At 45.3% G+C, this 19,289-nt stretch carries 12 protein-coding genes; 4 read left to right on the top strand and 8 right to left on the bottom strand.

What is annotated here, in order from left to right:
* Positions 1 to 203: 203 nt before the first annotated feature.
* The 8 genes from sucD to sdhC form a co-directional block, all read right to left on the bottom strand.
* On the bottom strand, positions 204 to 1,076 hold the full coding sequence (sucD, locus tag L2717_RS00535; RefSeq protein WP_076499633.1) for a succinate--CoA ligase subunit alpha: 873 nt from the start codon (positions 1,074 to 1,076) through the stop codon (positions 204 to 206).
* Positions 1,076 to 2,242, bottom strand: a complete 1,167-nt coding sequence (gene sucC / locus L2717_RS00530; RefSeq protein ID WP_220774199.1) for an ADP-forming succinate--CoA ligase subunit beta — start codon at positions 2,240 to 2,242, stop codon at positions 1,076 to 1,078. Before sucC ends, sucD begins: the two co-directional genes overlap by 1 nt.
* Positions 2,243 to 2,347: 105 nt before the next feature.
* Positions 2,348 to 3,538: a 2-oxoglutarate dehydrogenase complex dihydrolipoyllysine-residue succinyltransferase gene (gene odhB / locus L2717_RS00525; protein WP_220774200.1), complete on the bottom strand. Its 1,191-nt coding sequence runs from the start codon at positions 3,536 to 3,538 to the stop codon at positions 2,348 to 2,350.
* 31 nt (positions 3,539 to 3,569) lie between these two features.
* The gene (gene sucA / locus L2717_RS00520; protein ID WP_220774201.1) at positions 3,570 to 6,401 is read right to left on the bottom strand and encodes a 2-oxoglutarate dehydrogenase E1 component; all 2,832 of its coding nucleotides are present in this window, start codon (positions 6,399 to 6,401) and stop codon (positions 3,570 to 3,572) included.
* A gap of 213 nt (positions 6,402 to 6,614) precedes the next feature.
* Positions 6,615 to 7,322: a succinate dehydrogenase iron-sulfur subunit gene (locus L2717_RS00515; protein WP_220774202.1), complete on the bottom strand. Its 708-nt coding sequence runs from the start codon at positions 7,320 to 7,322 to the stop codon at positions 6,615 to 6,617.
* A gap of 11 nt (positions 7,323 to 7,333) precedes the next feature.
* On the bottom strand, positions 7,334 to 9,100 hold the full coding sequence (gene sdhA, locus L2717_RS00510) for a succinate dehydrogenase flavoprotein subunit (RefSeq protein WP_220774203.1): 1,767 nt from the start codon (positions 9,098 to 9,100) through the stop codon (positions 7,334 to 7,336).
* Positions 9,101 to 9,448, bottom strand: coding sequence for a succinate dehydrogenase, hydrophobic membrane anchor protein (gene sdhD / locus L2717_RS00505; protein ID WP_076499621.1), 348 nt, complete (start codon positions 9,446 to 9,448; stop codon positions 9,101 to 9,103). It lies immediately after the preceding gene.
* The gene (gene sdhC / locus L2717_RS00500; protein ID WP_076499620.1) at positions 9,442 to 9,837 is read right to left on the bottom strand and encodes a succinate dehydrogenase, cytochrome b556 subunit; all 396 of its coding nucleotides are present in this window, start codon (positions 9,835 to 9,837) and stop codon (positions 9,442 to 9,444) included. The genes sdhD and sdhC overlap by 7 nt, the downstream gene beginning before the upstream one ends.
* Before the next feature lie 416 nt (positions 9,838 to 10,253).
* Here sdhC and L2717_RS00495 point away from each other — a divergent pair, with 416 nt between their 5' ends.
* The 4 genes from L2717_RS00495 to L2717_RS00480 all read left to right on the top strand — a co-directional run bounded on the left by L2717_RS00495 (position 10,254) and on the right by L2717_RS00480 (position 19,207).
* A complete protein-coding gene (locus L2717_RS00495; protein WP_220775164.1) occupies positions 10,254 to 11,540 on the top strand; it encodes a citrate synthase in 1,287 nt (428 codons plus the stop codon).
* 288 nt (positions 11,541 to 11,828) lie between these two features.
* A complete protein-coding gene (locus L2717_RS00490; protein WP_220774112.1) occupies positions 11,829 to 12,893 on the top strand; it encodes an efflux RND transporter periplasmic adaptor subunit in 1,065 nt (354 codons plus the stop codon).
* Between the two features lie 12 nt (positions 12,894 to 12,905).
* Positions 12,906 to 16,163 carry an efflux RND transporter permease subunit gene (locus tag L2717_RS00485; protein WP_220774113.1) on the top strand — a complete coding sequence of 1,086 codons (3,258 nt, stop codon included), beginning with the start codon at positions 12,906 to 12,908 and terminating at the stop codon, positions 16,161 to 16,163.
* The gene (locus tag L2717_RS00480; protein WP_220774114.1) at positions 16,160 to 19,207 is read left to right on the top strand and encodes an efflux RND transporter permease subunit; all 3,048 of its coding nucleotides are present in this window, start codon (positions 16,160 to 16,162) and stop codon (positions 19,205 to 19,207) included. The genes L2717_RS00485 and L2717_RS00480 overlap by 4 nt, the downstream gene beginning before the upstream one ends.
* Positions 19,208 to 19,289: the final 82 nt, after the last annotated feature.

Genomic DNA, 19,289 nt, shown 5'->3' with positions numbered 1-19,289 from the left:
AGGGTTCAACTGGAGATGGCCCTCGCTACAGATAAAAGCAATTGCCTCCCCGAGAAACATCAATCTAACCTTTATAAAGAAAAATATCTAGTCTTCAAAATGTTAGCTTGATCCTATTTCATTAAGCCTAAGTCACATAAATCAAATTCAGCCCAATAAAAAAGGCGCCTTAAGCGCCTTTTAGTATCGAACGGTTTAATAACTTACCAACCAGTGCGAATACGCAGCGCTTTGCCGATATCAGCAAGCGAGCGGACAGTTGTCACGCCCGCTGCTTCTAATGCAGCAAATTTGTCTTCTGCAGTGCCTTTACCGCCAGCGATAATCGCGCCAGCGTGGCCCATACGCTTACCAGCAGGTGCAGTAACACCAGCAATGTAAGACACAACAGGCTTAGTTACGTGTGCTTTGATGTAAGCAGCCGCTTCTTCTTCAGCATTGCCACCGATTTCACCGATCATTACGATCGCTTCAGTCTGTGGGTCGTTTTGGAACATTTCCAATACGTCGATAAAGTTAGTACCTGGGATTGGATCGCCACCGATACCTACGCAAGTAGATTGGCCGAAACCTTCATCAGTCGTTTGCTTAACCGCTTCATAGGTCAGCGTACCTGAACGTGAAACGATACCCACTTTGCCGCGTAAGTGAATGTGACCTGGCATGATGCCAATCTTACATTCACCAGGGGTGATAACACCTGGGCAGTTAGGGCCAATCATGCGAACGCCAGTTTCTTCAAGTTTCACTTTAACTTGCAGCATATCCAGCGTAGGGATGCCTTCAGTGATACATACGATAAGCTCAATGCCACCGTCGATAGCTTCAAGAATGGCATCTTTACAAAATGGTGCAGGTACATAGATCACAGAAGCAGTCGCGCCAGTAGCAGCTACAGCATCTTTTACCGTGTTAAACACTGGCAGACCTAAATGCGTTTGCCCGCCTTTACCAGGAGACACGCCGCCCACCATTTGCGTACCGTAATCGATAGCTTGTTGTGAGTGGAATGTACCTTGACCGCCAGTGAAACCTTGGCAAATTACCTTAGTATCTTTATTGATTAAGACAGACATTATTTGCCCTCCGCAGCTTTAACAACTTGCTCAGCCGCGTCAGTCAGACTGGTCGCTGCAATGATATCAAGACCTGATTTAGCTAATACTTCACGGCCAAGTTCAGCGTTAGTACCTTCTAAACGAACCACAACGGGTACTTTAACGCCGACTTCTTTAACGGCGCCAATGATACCTTCTGCGATCATGTCACAACGTACGATACCGCCGAAAATGTTAACCAGAACCGCTTTCACATTGCTGTCAGACAGAATGATTTTGAAAGCTTCAGCTACACGTTCTTTCGTCGCGCCGCCGCCAACGTCTAGGAAATTCGCTGGCTTGCCACCATGCAAGTTAACGATATCCATAGTACCCATAGCCAGACCAGCACCGTTAACCATACAGCCAACGTTACCGTCTAATGCGACATAGTTTAGTTCGAACTTAGCCGCATGAGCTTCACGAGCATCATCTTGTGATGGATCGTGCATGCCTTTGATTTTTGGTTGACGGTACAGAGCGTTACCATCAATACCAATTTTACCATCTAAGCAATGCAGATTGCCTTCAGTGGTAATAACCAGTGGGTTGATTTCTAAGAGTGCAAAATCATGATCAACGAACATGTTCGCCAGACCCATGAAAATCTTAGTGAACTGCTTCATTTGCGTTGGGTTTAAACCTAACTTGAAGCCAAGATCGCGAGCTTGGAAGCCTTGTGGGCCCGTCAGCGGATCGATAATTGCTGTGTGGATGAGTTCTGGCGTTTCTTCTGCCACTTTCTCAATTTCCACGCCGCCTTCAGTCGATGCCATGAACACAACGCGACGAGTCGCGCGGTCAACAACCGCACCTAAGTACAGCTCATTGGCGATGTCAGTGCAGCTTTCTACTAAAATTTTAGCAACTGGCTGACCTTTTTCGTCAGTTTGGTAAGTCACCAGATTTTTGCCTAACCAGTGTTCGGCAAAGGCTCTGATTTCTTCTTTATCGCCAGTGACTTTAACGCCACCTGCTTTACCGCGGCCGCCTGCGTGTACTTGACACTTAACAACCCATAAATTTCCGCCAATATGGCCTGCCGCTTCTACAGCTTCTTGGGCTGTATCACATGCAAAACCTTCTGACACTGGTAAACCATATTCGGCAAATAGGGATTTTGCCTGATACTCATGCAAATTCATGATGATCTATCCGTATACTTCTAATCAAATCCAACTGGCCCAATTGGGCCAGTCACGAGGGTATGTCTGGCTATTTCGTTAAGCGCAATCTCTTATCGAGTTGTCTTACAGATCAAGCAGCAGACGTGTTGGGTCTTCAAGGAAGTCTTTAATCGCCACCAAGAAACCAACAGACTCACGGCCATCAACAATGCGATGGTCATATGAGAGTGCTAGGTACATCATGGGCAGGATTTCAACCTGACCATTGACTGCCATTGGGCGATCTTTAATGGCATGCATGCCTAAAATCGCGCTTTGTGGCAGGTTAAGAATCGGCGTAGACATCAGTGAACCGAAAACACCACCGTTAGTCACTGTGAAGTTACCGCCAGTCATGTCTGCCACTGTCAGCTTACCGTCACGGCCTTTTAAGGCTAAATCACGGACTGCTTTTTCGATTTCAGCTAAATTCATGGTATCTGTGTCACGTAATACTGGTGTTACCAGACCGCGTGGCGTTGATACGGCAATGCTGATATCAAAATAGTTGTGGTAAATGATGTCATCGCCATCGATAGACGCGTTAACTTCTGGGAAGCGTTTTAGCGCTTCAGTCACGGCTTTGATATAGAAAGACATAAAGCCTAAACGGATACCGTGGCGCTTTTCAAAGATATCTTGGTATTGCTTACGGATATCCATGATGGGCTTCATGTTCACTTCGTTAAACGTGGTGAGCATAGCGGTTGAGTTTTTAGCTTCTAATAAACGGTTAGCGATGGTTTTGCGTAAACGTGTCATAGGCACACGTTTCTCGCTACGACCAGCCGCTAATGGCGCAACTGCCGGGGCAGCTGATGCAGTAGCTTTTGGTGCTGTCTTAACAAACGCTTCAACGTCTTCTTTGGTAATACGACCACCCACACCAGTGCCTTTTACTTTGCTGGCATCAACATTGTGTTCAGCCAATAAACGGCGTACTGATGGGCTTAATGCATCACTGCTTTCATCGCTTGTTGCAGCAATAGGGGTTGCCGCTTCAGCTTGCGCTTTAGTGACTTCTTTACCCGATACGGCGCCAGCGATGAATTTAGCGATTACTTGTTCACCCAGAACAGTTGCGCCTTCTTCAAACAAAAACTCACCGATATAGCCATCTTCTGGCGCAACCACTTCAAGAACCACTTTATCGGTTTCAATATCAACCAGGTTTTGATCACGAGAAACTTGCTCACCCACTTTGACATGCCAAGTGGCAATTGTGGCATCGGCAACAGATTCTGGTAGTACAGGTACCTTGATTTCGATACTCATGAAAAACTATCCTTTTATAAAATGTCTATTTCTACAGTGCAATGGTCAATTTTAGGGCACTGTTCACTAAAGATTCTTGCTGATGTGCGTGCAGCTCAGGGTAACCACATGCGGGTGCAGCTGACGCTTCACGACCGGCATAAGTTAACTGTGCACCAACAGGAATCGCGGCCCAGAAATGGTGTTGACTAGAGTACCAAGCGCCTTGGTTTTGTGGCTCTTCCTGACACCAAACAAAATCTTTCACATGTTGGTAATCCGCTAAAGCAGCCAGCATTTCATCATGTGGGAACGGATATAACTGTTCAACACGAATGAGCGCGACGTTAGTGATATTTTCTTTACGGCGTTTTTCCAGTAGTTCAAAGTAAACTTTACCACTACAGAATACGACTCTGTCAACCTTGCTGGCTTCCAACGTATCGATTTCACCAATCACGTTTTGGAAACTACCGTTTGCCAATTCTTCTAAGCTAGAAACCGCTAATGGGTGACGTAGCAAAGACTTAGGAGACATAACGACCAAAGGTCGACGCATAGGACGCACCACTTGGCGGCGCAACATATGGTAAACCTGTGCAGGCGTCGAAGGCACACACACTTGCATATTGTGGTTAGCACACATCTGCAAGAAACGCTCTAAACGAGCGCTTGAATGCTCAGGGCCTTGACCTTCATATCCATGGGGTAACAGCATCGTTAGACCACATAAACGGCCCCACTTCTGTTCACCCGAGGATAAAAATTGGTCGATAACCACTTGGGCACAGTTAGCAAAGTCACCAAACTGCGCTTCCCAAATGGTTAAACCGCCAGGTTCAGTCGTGGCATAACCATATTCAAATGCTAATACAGACGCTTCAGATAATACTGAGTCAGTAATATCAATCGGGCCTTGTGTTTCGTTAACATTGCGCAATGGCATGTAAGTCGTGCCATCATTTTGATTGTGCACTACCGCATGACGATGGAAGAAAGTACCACGGCCAGAATCTTGACCTGTAATGCGCACGCGTTTGTTGTCTTCAACAATCGAGGCATAGGCTAATGTTTCTGCAAAGCCCCAATCGAGTAGCCTCTCGCCTTTGGCCATTGCTACTCGGTCACTATAAATCTTAGCAACGCGTGACTGTATTGGATGATTCTCTGGTACATAACTTATTTTGTCAGCCAGATTTTGTAAACGCTCAGCCGACATAGAAGCTTGATACGTTTCATCCCACTCACGACCGATAAACGGTGTCCAGTCAACAGAATGTTTCGTCATTGGACGCCATTCTTTAACCACACAGTCACCTTGATCTAATGCATCACGGTAATTGTTGATTAAGCCAGTGACGTCGTCGGCAGCAATCACATTTTCAGCGATTAACTTGTCGGCATAAATCTTACGTGGCGTCGCGTGCTTCTTGATTTTGGCATACATCAGCGGCTGAGTTGCACTTGGCTCATCAGCTTCGTTATGGCCATGACGGCGATAACATACTAATTCAATCACCACATCACGTTTAAATTCATTACGATAATCAACCGCTAACTGCGACACAAAGGCTACCGCTTCTGGGTCGTCAGAATTTACGTGGAAAATCGGTGCCTGAACCATCTTAGCGATGTCTGTACAGTATTCAGTCGAACGCACGTCCGCATGGTTAGACGTAGTGAAACCCACTTGGTTATTCACCACAATGCGAATACTACCGCCCACTTTAAAGCCACGGGTTTGAGACATGTTAAATGTCTCTTGTACTATCCCTTGACCTGCTATTGCAGAGTCACCGTGAATAGTAATCGGCATAACTTGTAAGCCATCTTTGCAACCGCGGCGGTCTTGACGTGCACGAACAGAACCAATCACCACAGGGTTAACAATTTCAAGATGCGATGGGTTAAAGGCCAGTGCTAAATGCACATTGCCACCTGGCGTTTCGAAATCAGAAGAGAAACCTTGATGGTACTTAACGTCACCAGAACCATGAGTATCAGCATGCTTACCGGCAAACTCGTCAAACAGTTCAGCAGGACGCTTACCTAGCACGTTCACTAATACGTTTAGACGACCACGATGCGCCATACCAATGACGATTTCTTTCGTGCCCGCTTCACCTGCACGATAAATAATTTCGCGCATCATAGGTACTAATGCATCGCCGCCCTCTAACGAGAAACGTTTCGCACCAGGGAATTTAGCGCCTAAGTATTTTTCAATACCTTCTGCAGCGTTTAAACCTTCAAGAATGCGAGTCTTAACACTTTTATCGTAATTGGCTTTACCTAGGGAAGGCTCGAGACGTTGCTGGATCCAGCGCTTCTCATCGGTATCGGTAATATGCATATATTCAGCACCGATAGAACCACAATAAGTAGCTTTGAGCGCTGTTACCAAATCCGCGAGCTTCATGGTTTCACCACCATGAGCAAAAGAACCTGTATTAAACTCGCTGGCCATATCTTCTTTAGTCAGGCCATGGAAGGCAGGATCTAAATCAGCAACAGGCTCGCGTTTCCACAGTTCAAGCGGGTCAAGATTAGCACCTTGGTGGCCACGAAAACGATGGGCGTTAATTAATTGCAGGACTTTAACTTGCTTAGCATCCATATCAGGATCGGTCACGCGAGCAGAGCTCTTATGACGTCCTTCTAACGCTAAACTGCGAAAATAATCACGTACTTTTGAGTGAGCAGTTTCAGGCGCATCAACAGCAGCACCGTTCACAGGAGGGAGATTATCAAATACCGCACGCCAGTCGTCAGCAACTGACTGTGGGTCTTCTTGATAGGCTTCATACATCTCTTCTACGTAGGTCGAATTAGCGCCACTTAAGTGAGATGATTCGAGCCAGGCTTTCATGATGCCTTGGTGCATTTCTATTCCTTTCAAACTTTATACACGTGCTTAGCCATAGTATTAAATATGCAGTCAGTAGAGATTACCTTCGACGCATAATTCTGCCGCCCCTAGATATCCAGATATACGGCGCGTTGTCATCCATTACATACGCAAAAGAGTCACCTTCTGCTTCCAGAAAGTGACTCTTTGAGAGCTATATTATTATTGGTTTCAGCTCGGGTTCTCGCATTACACTGCTCGCTTCAACAGCATGGACTTAATATGACCAATTGCTTTAGTCGGATTAAGACCTTTTGGACACACGTCAACGCAGTTCATGATGCCGTGGCAACGGAACACGCTATAGGCGTCGTCCAGCTCAGATAAACGTTCTTCTGTTGCTGTGTCGCGACTGTCGATCAAGAAACGGTAAGCATGAAGCAGACCGCTTGGACCGATAAACTTATCAGGATTCCACCAGAATGATGGGCAAGCCGTAGAACAACAGGCACACATGATACATTCGTACAGACCATCTAAATGAGCACGCTCTTCAGGTGATTGTAAGTGTTCACGGGCTGGTGCTTTCTCATCATTGATGAGATAAGGCTTGATCTTCTCATACTGCTTATAGAACTGAGTTAAATCAACAACTAAGTCACGAACAACTGGCATCCCTGGTAATGGACGTATTTCTAACTTCTTACCTTTAAAGGTTGAAATTGGCGTAATACAAGCCAAACCATTCTTACCATTCATGTTGACGCCATCACTACCACACACACCTTCACGGCATGAACGACGGAATGACAAAGTTGGATCTTGCTCTTTCAACTTGATCAGTGCATCAAGCACCATCATGTCTGAGCCTTCAGCCACTTCTAAACTGTAATCCTGCATATACGGTTTAGTATCTACATCAGGATTGTAGCGATAAACTGCAAATGTCAATTTCATCTTTGCAACTCCTAGTAGGTACGTTTCTTCGGCGGGAATGCTTCACGTAGCTTAGGTGCCATGTTGACTGCACGACGATCCATCGTTTCAGTCGCAGGATCAAATAAGCTGTGGCATAACCAGTTTTCATCATCACGTTCTAAATAATCTTCACGTGAGTGAGCACCGCGGCTTTCAGTACGGAAGTTAGCCGCATAAGCCGTAGCAATTGCCGTTGCCATTAAGTTATCTAACTCTAAGCATTCAATACGTTGAGTGTTGAACTCACGAGAGTTATCAGACAATTTAGCATTCGCAAGACGTTCGCGGATGACTTTCAACTGCGCTAAGCCTTCAGCCATAGCATCGCCACGACGGAATACCGAGAAGTTTAACTGCATACACAGTTGCAGATCCTTACGGATTTGCGCAGGATCTTCGCCATCTTTATTGTTTTCCCAACGATTTAGACGAGCTAGTGATGCTTGAACATCCGCATCGCTTGCGTCTTTTGGATCGTCAGTTTCATCTAACGCTTTACCTAAATGCTGACCCGCTGCGCGACCAAATACCACTAAGTCAAGCAATGAGTTACCACCTAAGCGGTTAGCGCCATGTACTGATACACAGGCAATCTCACCCACAGCAAACAGACCAATAATATCATGCTCAGTGCCGTCTTCATTCTTACGGATAACTTGACCACTGACCTTAGTTGGCAAGCCGCCCATCATATAGTGACACGTTGGCAATACAGGGATTGGACCATCGGCCGGATCAATATGAGCAAAAGTACGAGACAATTCACACACGCCTGGTAAACGTGCTTCAAGTGTTTCTTTGCCTAAATGATCGAGCTTGAGTAACAGATGTGGACCTAATGGACCGTCTAAACCACGACCTTCGCGGATTTCAGTCATCATTGAACGTGCAACCACGTCGCGTGATGCCAAATCTTTCGCGTTAGGGGCATAACGCTCCATGAAACGCTCGCCGTCTTTGTTCAGCAGATAACCGCCTTCACCACGACAACCTTCAGTCACAAGTACACCCGCACCGGCGATGCCCGTTGGGTGGAACTGCCACATTTCCATGTCTTGCATTTGTACGCCAGCACGCATCGCCATACCTACGCCGTCACCGGTGTTGATATGTGCGTTAGTGGTCGAAGCGTAGATACGCCCAGCTCCACCGGTCGCTAGAATTGTTGCTTTGGCTTTGAAATAAACGATATCACCCGTTTCAATTTCAATCGCAGTACAACCCACAACGGCGCCATCTTCGTTTTTAACGAGATCTAATGCATACCATTCTGAGAAGACTTGCGTCTTATGCTTAACGTTTTGCTGGTATAAACAGTGAAGCAAAGCATGGCCAGTACGGTCAGCCGCAGCGGCTGTACGTGCAGCTTGCTCGCCACCAAAGTTTCTAGATTGACCACCAAACGGACGTTGGTAAATCGTACCGTTATCAAAACGAGAAAAAGGTAAACCCATTTGCTCTAGTTCAATAACCGCTTCAGGACCGGTTTTACACATGAATTCAATCGCTTCTTGGTCGCCGATAAAATCGGAACCTTTCACGGTATCGTACATATGCTGTTCCCAATGATCTTCATGGGCGTTACCTAATGCAACGGTAATACCACCCTGCGCAGATACGGTATGAGAACGTGTTGGGAATACTTTTGATAAAAGCGCACAGCTTTTACCTTCTTTAGAAATTTGCAGCGCTGCACGCATACCAGCGCCGCCGGCACCGATCACTACAGCATCAAATTCGCGTACTGGAATACTCAATTAGACACCCCACACAATAACAATGCCGGCCGCTAAATAACAAAATACGGTAACGACAAAGATGAACTGTAAAACACCACGTAACGACGTGCACTTAACGTAATCTGTCAGCACTTGCCATACACCAATCCAAGCGTGTACGAGCAATGCTACCAACGCAAGAAGTGTAAACACTTTCATGGGTAGAGTGCTAAATAGACTATGCCAGACGTCGTAAGTGAGAGGGGAACTACATGCAATAAAGCCTACTAAAAATATAGAATAACAGGCGAGGATCACTGCACTAGCGCGTATAAGAATAAAGTCATGAACACCACTGCGTCCAAAACTTGCTGCATTGGTTACCATACCCATATCCCCGCTACAATTGAAAAGGCTACCGTCAACACAAACACAGCTTTCGCTGATACGGTACCCGAAGCCAACTCTTCCCAACGTCCGGTATCCATTACTAAGTGGCGCAGGCCACCGAATAAATGAAAGGCTAATGCCGTCAAAATACCCCATATGATGAACTTCATGATGAAGTGATCAAATAGAGACTGAACGCCAGCAAAGCTTTCTGCGGATGCTAAAGATGAATTTAGCAACCAAATAAGAATGCCAACTGCGAACAGCATGATGACACCGGAAACACGATGAAGAATTGACACAATCGCTGTTGCAGGAAAGCGAATGGTCTGCAGATCTAAATGGACAGGTCTTTGCTTTTTCACGTTCTGCTCACTCAGCTCCATTGAGCATGTTTTTGTTATGTGAACCGCTTTTGTACAAACTTTAAACCAATAGGTAAATTAAGGCAAAAGTAAATATAAAAGCAAGGTTTAAACAAACACTTAACTATCTGAACACAACTTATTTAATTTCTAAACGAAGGGTGTTTTATAATCATGGTTTGCAGCCTTAATTAGGCGGAGGCAAGTATACTCGCGGCAAATGTCAAATACAAACATCACAGAATGCAAATTATGTTTTTTTTGTGCAGTTATCCTCGTAAGTGCCAGTTGTAGCAAGGAAAGTAAAGAGTTTTATACCATGGTCTAACAAATTTAAACGCTTATTTAAATTGAAATGTGATCTAGAATAGCTGTACAGTAATGGCGTTTTGAAGTGCCGCACTCACAGAGTAAGAACTAAGTAAGGAGAACGGGGTATGGCTGATTTAAAAGCCAAATTAGAATTACCAGGGAACGACTCGATAGAATTGCCAGTAAAGCAAGGAACAGCTGGTTTTGACGTAATCGATATTAGCAAACTTGGCAGCAAAGGTTACTTTACTTTTGATCCAGGTTTTCTTGCGACTGCTTCTTGTGAATCTGCAATTACCTTTATTGATGGTGATCTGGGCATATTGCTACATCGTGGCTATCCAATCGATCAACTTGCCGTTGACTCCGATTACCTAGACCTATGTTATCTGCTGCTTTACGGTGAACTACCGACAAAAGCACAATATACTGAGTTTGTACATACAGTAAAAAATCATACTATGGTGCACGAGCAGCTAGCCTTCTTCTTTAGAGGCTTCCGTCGTGATGCTCACCCTATGGCCATGTTATGTGGAGTAACGGGCGCGCTATCTGCATTTTATCAAGACTCTTTAGATGTTAACGATCCACGTCACCGTGAAATCGCTGCTTATCGCTTAGTCTCAAAAATGCCGACTATTGCAGCAATGTGCTACAAGTATTCTTCAGGCCAGCCATTCGTTTACCCACGTAATGACTTAAGCTATGCGGGCAACTTCCTAAGCATGATGTTTGCAGTGCCGTGCGAAGAATACAAAGTGAATCCTATTGTTGAACGTGCCATGGACAGGATCTTCATTTTACATGCCGATCATGAACAAAACGCATCGACTTCAACTGTACGTTTAGCGGGTTCTTCAGGCGCTAACCCATTTGCGTGTATCGCAGCAGGTATCGCATCACTTTGGGGCCCTGCACACGGCGGCGCTAACGAAGCTTGTTTACAAATGTTAGAAGAAATCGGTTCAGTTGACCGTATTCCTGAATTCATTGAACGCGCTAAAGACAAGAACGATCCATTCCGTCTGATGGGCTTTGGACACCGTGTTTACAAAAACTTTGACCCACGTGCCAAAGTTATGCGTGAAACCTGTCACGAAGTGCTGAAAGAGCTAAAAGTAAAAGATCCTCTATTGGATGTCGCCATGGAACTTGAGCGCATCGCACTTGAAGACGAATATTTCATCTCTAAGAAGCTGTATCCAAACGTCGATTTTTACTCTGGCATCATCATGAAAGCCATTGGTATTCCAACCAGTATGTTCACTGTGCTGTTTGCACTGGCACGTACTGTAGGCTGGATTGCTCACTGGAAAGAAATGTTAGATCAACCAGGTCACAAAATCAGCCGTCCTCGTCAGCTTTATACTGGCGAAACAACGCGTGACTTCGTTGATTTAGATAAACGCTAAATCCCAGAATTTATGCATTTAAAAGCGCCTCAGGGCGCTTTTTTTTATATCTCAATTCCCCTTAAATCAGTCCTTCCTCACACAAAACATATTGTTATAAATTATCACATCATTAACTATGCATAGTTATTTTCATCATTTTTTAAACCTTTTGGCTACATTTGACATGACTCACTAATGAGTTTTAAGTCAAAATAAAGATAAATTACTGAAAACAAATGAATTTAAATATTGGCATGTTTTCTGCTTTCACATGTCATCACTATACATACAACTGGTAATACTCTTATGGAAAAGTCAAAAGCGGCTAAAGTCATTCTGCCATTATTTATGATTTCAATACTGGCAGCCTGTGGTGAGGAAGATGTGGCAAAAAAAGATGAGAAATATGCCATTCCCGTTGAAACCACTACCGTGATACAAGCAAATGTGTCTTCTTTTTATAGCACAACTGCCACTTTAGAAGCGCCGCAAGAAGCCAATGTCGTCAGCCGCATTTCTGGATTAATTGAATCACTTGCTGTTGAAGAAGGCGATCGTGTTCAAAAAGGTCAAGTGCTCGCGGTTATAGATGCAAAAAGACAACAATACGATTTAGACCGCTCAGAAGCAGAAGTAAAAATTATTGAGCAGGAATTAAACCGTCTCAAAAAAATGGGCAACAGAGAATTTATTAGCGCCGACTCAATGGCCAAGCTTGAATACAACTTGCAAGCGGCCATGGCGAAAAAAGACCTTGCCAAGCTGCAAGTCACAGAAAGCCAAGTGGTGTCCCCCATCAGCGGCGTGGTCGCTAAACGTTATGTAAAAGCGGGCAACATGGCCAAGGAATACGGCGATCTTTTTTACATCGTTAACCAAGATGAGCTGCACGGCATTCTACATTTACCAGAACAACAACTGGCAAGTTTAAGACTTGGCCAAGAGGCTCAAGTGTTTAACAATCAACAAAGCAAGCTTGCTATCCATGCCAAAGTGCTGCGGATAAGCCCAATTGTTGACCCACAAAGCGGTACTTTTAAAGTGACACTCGCCGTACCTAACCAAGATTCACGCCTTAAAGCGGGCATGTTTACCCGCGTTGAACTTAAATATGATACTCACGAAAATGTTATCACCGTCCCCTATAGCGCCTTGATTAACCAAGATAATAAACAAGCTCTGTATGTGATTGATGGTACAAACGCTAACCGCCGAGAAGTTGAAATTGGCTACCGTGAAGGGGATTTAGTAGAGGTTATTAGTGGTATTAAACCCGGGGATCAAGTCGTGACTCGCGGCCAACAAAACTTGAAAGATCAATCATTAGTCGAAGTGATCACTCCACTCAATCTTATTTCTGCTAAAAACTGATTGGAGTCATTCATGTCAATTATCAGCACTTCAGTTAAACGGCCCGTCACGGTATGGATGTTCATGCTGGCGGTGATGTTATTCGGTATGGTGGGTTTTTCACGCTTGGCGGTGAAGTTACTGCCAGATTTGAGCTACCCCACGTTGACCATTCGCACTATGTATGACGGTGCAGCGCCTGTAGAAGTCGAACAACTCGTCTCTAAACCGATTGAAGAAGCCGTTGGCGTGGTAAAAGGCTTACGTAAAATTAGCTCTATTTCGCGCTCAAGCATGTCAGATGTGGTGCTCGAGTTTGAATGGGGCACCACGATGGACATGGCGAGTTTAGATGTGCGCGAAAAACTCGACACCATTGCCCTGCCATTAGATGTTAAAAAACCCTTATTACTGCGTTTTAATCCCAACCTTGACCCGATAATGCGTCTGGCCTTGTCGGTGCCCAATGCCTCAGAGGCCAATCTTAAGCAAATGCGTACCTACGCAGAAGAAGAGCTTAAACGACGTCTAGAAGCACTTTCGGGTGTGGCAGCCGTGCGTTTATCGGGTGGTTTAGAGCAAGAAGTGCATATTCTGCTCAATCAAGAAAAACTGTCGCAACTTAACCTCAATGCCGATGACATTAAACGTCGTATTAACGAAGAAAATATTAACCTCTCGGCGGGTAAAGTCATCCAAGGTGATCGTGAATATTTAGTCAGAACACTCAATCAATTCAATTCATTGGAAGAGCTTGGCCAAGTTATTGTCTATCGTAATGAACAAACCTTAGTGCGTTTGTTTGAAGTTGCCACCATCACTGATGCCTATAAAGAACGCAGTGATATCACCCGCATCGGTAGCCAAGAATCGATTGAGCTGGCCATTTATAAAGAAGGTGATGCCAATACCGTGGCTGTTGCCAAAAAACTGCGTGATGAACTGGCTAAAATCAATCAAGATCCCAAACAAAACAAACTCGAAGTCATTTACGACCAATCTGAGTTTATCGAAAGTGCCATCAGTGAAGTGACCTCTTCAGCGCTAATGGGCAGCGTATTATCTATGCTAGTGATTTACTTGTTCCTGCGTAACATCGTCCCGACACTGATTATTTCTATCTCGATTCCTTTCTCAGTCATCGCCACCTTTAATATGATGTATTTTGCCAATATCAGCTTAAACATCATGTCACTAGGCGGTATTGCGCTGGCTATTGGTTTATTGGTCGATAATGCCATTGTAGTATTAGAGAACATTGACCGTTGCCGCAGCGAAGGTATGAGTAAGTTAGACGCAGCAGTAACAGGCACAAAGGAAGTCGCTGGGGCGATTTTTGCATCAACCCTCACCACACTTGCAGTATTTGTGCCTCTGGTATTTGTCGATGGCATTGCAGGCGCTCTATTTTCCGACCAAGCGCTAACCGTCACCTTTGCGCTTTTAGCATCACTATTAGTTGCACTCACTTCTATTCCTATGTTGGCATCTCGCGAAGGCTTTAAAAGCTTACCCGCACTGGTAAAAACACCATTTAAGGATAAACCTACCACTAAAATGGGTAAGTTTAAGCACTACAGTAAGACAGCATCTAGCTTCCCTATTCTTCTTATATTTAGTTACTTACCCAGAGCAATATTAACCTTAGTGTTTATTTTAAGCCGCTTCTTTTCTTGGCTTATTGGGCTAGTCATGCGTCCTTTAAGCTCAGGGTTTAACTTTATCTACCACAGTATTGAGACGGTTTATCACAAACTATTGGCCTTAGCGCTGCGCCAACAAATCACTACACTGCTGCTCACTATTGCGATAACGAGCGCGTGTATTAGCTTGTTACCTCGCTTAGGAATGGAGCTTATTCCGCCGATGAATCAGGGTGAGTTTTATGTCGAAATCCTGCTGCCACCGGGTACGGCGGTGAGTGAAACTGACAAGGTATTGCAACAGCTCGCGTTGTCCATCAAGGACAGAGCCGAAGTTAACCATGCTTATAGCCAAGCCGGTAGTGGGGGTTTGATGACATCAGACACTGCCCGCGGAGGTGAAAACTGGGGCCGCTTGCAAGTGGTACTCACAGATCACAGTGCCTATAACGCCATCACTCAAGTATTGCGTGATACCGCGCGCCGCATTCCTGAACTTGAAGCGAAAATCGAACAACCTGAGCTATTTAGCTTTAAAACACCATTAGAGATAGAACTCACGGGTTACGATTTAAACTTGCTCAAGCACAGCGCCGACAATCTAGTCAAAACGTTATCCGCATCAGAGCGTTTTGCTGACGTCAATACTAGTCTGCGTGATGGGCAACCTGAGCTCAGTATCCGCTTTGACCATGCCCGATTAGCGGCGCTCGGAATGGATGCGCCAACGGTTGCCAACCGCATTGCCCAGCGCGTCGGCGGCACTATTGCTAGCCAGTACACAGTGCGTGACCGTAAAATTGATATTCTGGTACGCAGCGAACTTGCTGAGCGCGATCAAATTAGCGATATCGATGCCTTAATTATTAATCCAAACAGCAGCCAGCCTATTGCGTTAAGTGCGGTTGCCGAAGTTTCACTGCAATTAGGCCCTTCGGCAATTAACCGAATCAGTCAACAGCGCGTCGCACTTGTATCGGCGAATATCGCCTACGGTGACTTAAGCGATGCCGTAGCACAGGCACAGCAAATACTATCGCAACAAGTGTTACCCGCATCGGTGCAAGCTCGTTTTGGTGGGCAGAATGAGGAAATGGAAAATTCATTCAAATCACTCAAAATTGCGCTTGTTTTAGCCATTTTCTTAGTCTATCTAGTTATGGCAAGTCAGTTTGAATCGCTATTGCATCCACTCCTAATTCTGTTTGCCGTTCCGATGGCTTTGGCAGGTAGCGTACTTGGACTTTATATCACCCAAACCCATTTGAGTGTGGTGGTATTTATCGGTCTTATCATGCTTGCTGGAATTGTAGTGAACAACGCGATTGTATTAGTCGATCGCATCAATCAACTGCGCCGCGAAGGCGACCAAAAGCTCGAGGCTATTCGCGCCGCTGCTAAATCACGCCTACGCCCTATTATGATGACCACGCTCACCACTACCTTAGGTTTATTGCCGATGGCGCTAGGATTAGGCGATGGCTCCGAGGTGCGTGCACCGATGGCAATTACAGTCATTTTTGGACTCAGTATATCAACCTTACTGACGTTAATTGTGCTGCCAGTGCTTTATGCACTTTTCGATCGCAAGCAGTATGCCGTAGAAAGCAGTCAGATTGAGCATGATACACAGGAGGCTCACCCATGAACCTCACTCGTTTAGCCATTAAGCGTCCCGTGACCACCAGCATGTTCTTCTTGGCTATTTTGCTATTTGGTCTGGCTTCAAGTCGTCTATTACCGCTAGAAATGTTCCCCGGCATCGATATACCGCAAATTGTGGTGCAAGTGCCTTACAAGGGCTCAACCCCCGCTGAAGTCGAGCGCGATATTACCCGAGTGCTGGAGGAATCCCTCGCGACAATGGGCGGCATTGATGAGCTTGAATCTGAATCGTCCCAAGAAGGCGCTGAAATCGAAATCAACATGAAGTGGGGCGAAAACGTCGGAACAAAAAGCCTAGAAGCGCGGGAAAAAATCGATGCGGTGCGCCATTTACTGCCTAAAGATGTTGAGCGGGTGTTTATCCGCCAATTTTCTACCGCCGATATGCCCGTGCTCACGATACGCATATCGAGCGACCGCGAGCTTTCGGGTGCATTCGACTTACTCGATAAACAGCTTAAGCGTCCACTTGAGCGGGTCGAAGGTGTCTCTAAGGTTAGCCTGTACGGCGTTGAACAAAAACAGATTGAAGTACGAATTAATGCCGATAAACTCGCCGCAAGTGGCTTTTCAGTAACTAACTTGCAAGCACGCCTTGGCAGAGAGAACTTTGTCATTAGCGCTGGTACGCTAAGGGCCAGTAACCTTGTTTACCAAGTCTCACCCAAGGGCGAGTTTAGAAACCTTGAAGATATCAAAGCACTCATTCTCAGTCCTGGTTTGACCTTAGGCGACATTGCAGAGGTACAGTTTGCCCTGCCTGAACGCGTCGAAGGCCGCCATTTAGATCAACACTATGCTGTGGGTTTAGATGTGTTTAAAGAATCTGGCGCCAACTTAGTTGAAGTATCAGACCGTGTATTAAAGGTGATTTCTCAAGCCAAACAAGATCCACAGTTTCAAGGTATTCGTTTGTTTATCATGGAGGATCAAGCTTCTGGCGTAAAGTCATCGCTGGCTGACTTGCTACTTTCAGGCTTAATCGGCGCGCTATTGTCTTTTGTCGTGTTGTACTTATTTCTGCGTAATTTAAAAATGACTTTAGTGGTCGTGTCATCTGTACCGATTTCAATCGGTATGACACTCGCCGCCATGTACTTGCTCGGTTACAGCTTAAATATCCTGTCGATGATGGGACTTTTACTCGCCATAGGTATGTTAATTGATAACGCAGTCGTCGTCACCGAGAGCGTGCTGCAGGAAAAACAAGGTAAACACCCTAAGGACAATGAAGAGTCAGTCATGACGGGGGTCGATAAAGTGTCTCTCGCCGTTTTAGCGGGTACTATGACCACCGCCATCGTTTTTTTACCTAATATCTTTGGCGTAAAAGTCGAGCTGACCATTTTCCTCGAGCATGTTGCCATCGCGATTTGCATTTCCCTTGCCGCATCATTGCTGGTCGCTAAAACACTGATCCCGTTGATGTTGACTAAATTCCATTTTGAAATAACGGCTCTCAAAGGACCCAGTAAGTTGCAGGGGTTTTACAATAACAGCCTCAATTGGGTATTACGCCGATCTTGGTGCTCTGGCGCTATCGCCGTGGCTATTCTCGCGTCCACCGCCCTGCCGCTATCGATGGTCAAGCAGGATCAAGAAGACAGCCAGAGCAAGGAGCGAATTTACATCAACTATCAAGTGGAAGGTCGACATAACCTCAATGTGACTGAGGCTATGGTTAATCAAATGGAAGAGTATCTTTATAATAATAAAGATAAATTTCATATTGACTCTGTCTACAGCTATTACGCACCTGACGATGGTTCTTCAGTTATTCTGCTAAAAAAAGATTTACCTATACCACTGGATGAGTTGAAAAAGAACATCCGTAGTGGCTTCCCTAAGTATGCTATAGCAAAACCGCAATTTGGTTGGGGAGATGATAACTCTGGCGTGCGGGTCACACTGACAGGACGCTCAACCTCTGAACTTATTGCCTTAAGCGAACAAGTTATTCCTTTACTGCAAAATATCAAAGGATTACAAGATGTTCGCTCTGAGCTAAGCGGCGCGCAGCAGGAAGTTGTTATCCGCATCGACAGGCAAATGGCAGCACGGTTAGATTTAAAGCTCAATGAAATTGCCTCGAGTATTGCTATGGCACTACGCGGTTCGCCGCTGCGATCCTTCCGTCATGATCCCAACGGCGAGCTGCGCATCGAAATGGCCTATGAGAAAGAATGGCAAAAATCCTTAGAAAAACTCAAACAGTTACCCATAGTGCGCATCGACCAAAGGGTATACACCTTAGATAACTTAGCAAACATCGAGATCCAACCACGCTTTGACACAATCAAACACTTCAATCGTCAAACGGCTTTGTCGATTGGCGCGAATTTAGAAAACCTCACTACAGAAGAGGCACAAACTAAGATCAAGCAAGTGATGGAGAATATCCATTTCCCGACGGGTTACGATTATTCTCTGCGCGGCGGTTTCGAGCGACAAGATGAAGATCAAAGTGTCATGACGACCAATATGTTATTGGCTATCGCAATGATTTATATCGTAATGGCAGCTTTGTTTGAATCACTGTTATTACCGACAGCGATTATTACCTCCATTTTATTTTCTATTACTGGCGTATTTTGGGCGCTATTTATTACAGGTACGCCTATTTCTGTGATGGCCATGATAGGCATTTTAATTTTAATGGGCATAGTGGTGAATAACGGCATCGTTCTGGTCGATCAAATTAATCAGATGACGCCAGATCTCGACAAATTATCCGACACTATTCGGCAAGTGTGTATCACGCGTTTACGTCCAGTGCTAATGACAGTCGGTACTACAGTTCTGGGATTAGTGCCGCTGGCAATGGGTGAAACCCAAATTGGTGGCGGCGGCCCGCCGTATTCCCCCATGGCAATCGCCATAATTGGTGGCTTGTCGTTCTCGACTCTTACCAGCTTATATTTAGTGCCCTTGTGCTACCAAGCTTTATATAGGATGCGTCATCGCGCTGCTATCGGCTTAGGCCAAGCTGACCAACTCGCCCAAAAGCTATTACCTTGGACGCTATAATGAGGCGCTAAGTGTCCGATTGAAATAGTCCAATACAAAAGGCTGCGGTGCAGCCTTTTGATATTTTTATACCCCATCACAC

This window comes from Shewanella glacialipiscicola (genome assembly GCF_023283485.1).
Classification (GTDB): Bacteria; Pseudomonadota; Gammaproteobacteria; order Enterobacterales; family Shewanellaceae; genus Shewanella; species Shewanella glacialipiscicola.
Note: the sequence above shows the minus strand (reverse complement) of the source record. Positions and strands in the feature narration are given on the sequence as shown.

Coding starts and splice junctions, on each gene's coding strand:
- sucC (WP_220774199.1), bottom strand. CDS start 2,242: ATGAATTTGCATGAGTATCAGGCAAAATCCCTATTTGCCGAATATGGT.
- L2717_RS00485 (WP_220774113.1), top strand. CDS start 12,906: ATGTCAATTATCAGCACTTCAGTTAAACGGCCCGTCACGGTATGGATG.
- L2717_RS00495 (WP_220775164.1), top strand. CDS start 10,254: ATGGCTGATTTAAAAGCCAAATTAGAATTACCAGGGAACGACTCGATA.
- L2717_RS00480 (WP_220774114.1), top strand. CDS start 16,160: ATGAACCTCACTCGTTTAGCCATTAAGCGTCCCGTGACCACCAGCATG.
- odhB (WP_220774200.1), bottom strand. CDS start 3,538: ATGAGTATCGAAATCAAGGTACCTGTACTACCAGAATCTGTTGCCGAT.
- L2717_RS00490 (WP_220774112.1), top strand. CDS start 11,829: ATGGAAAAGTCAAAAGCGGCTAAAGTCATTCTGCCATTATTTATGATT.
- sdhD (WP_076499621.1), bottom strand. CDS start 9,448: ATGGTAACCAATGCAGCAAGTTTTGGACGCAGTGGTGTTCATGACTTT.
- L2717_RS00515 (WP_220774202.1), bottom strand. CDS start 7,322: ATGAAATTGACATTTGCAGTTTATCGCTACAATCCTGATGTAGATACT.
- sucA (WP_220774201.1), bottom strand. CDS start 6,401: ATGCACCAAGGCATCATGAAAGCCTGGCTCGAATCATCTCACTTAAGT.
- sucD (WP_076499633.1), bottom strand. CDS start 1,076: ATGTCTGTCTTAATCAATAAAGATACTAAGGTAATTTGCCAAGGTTTC.
- sdhC (WP_076499620.1), bottom strand. CDS start 9,837: ATGGAGCTGAGTGAGCAGAACGTGAAAAAGCAAAGACCTGTCCATTTA.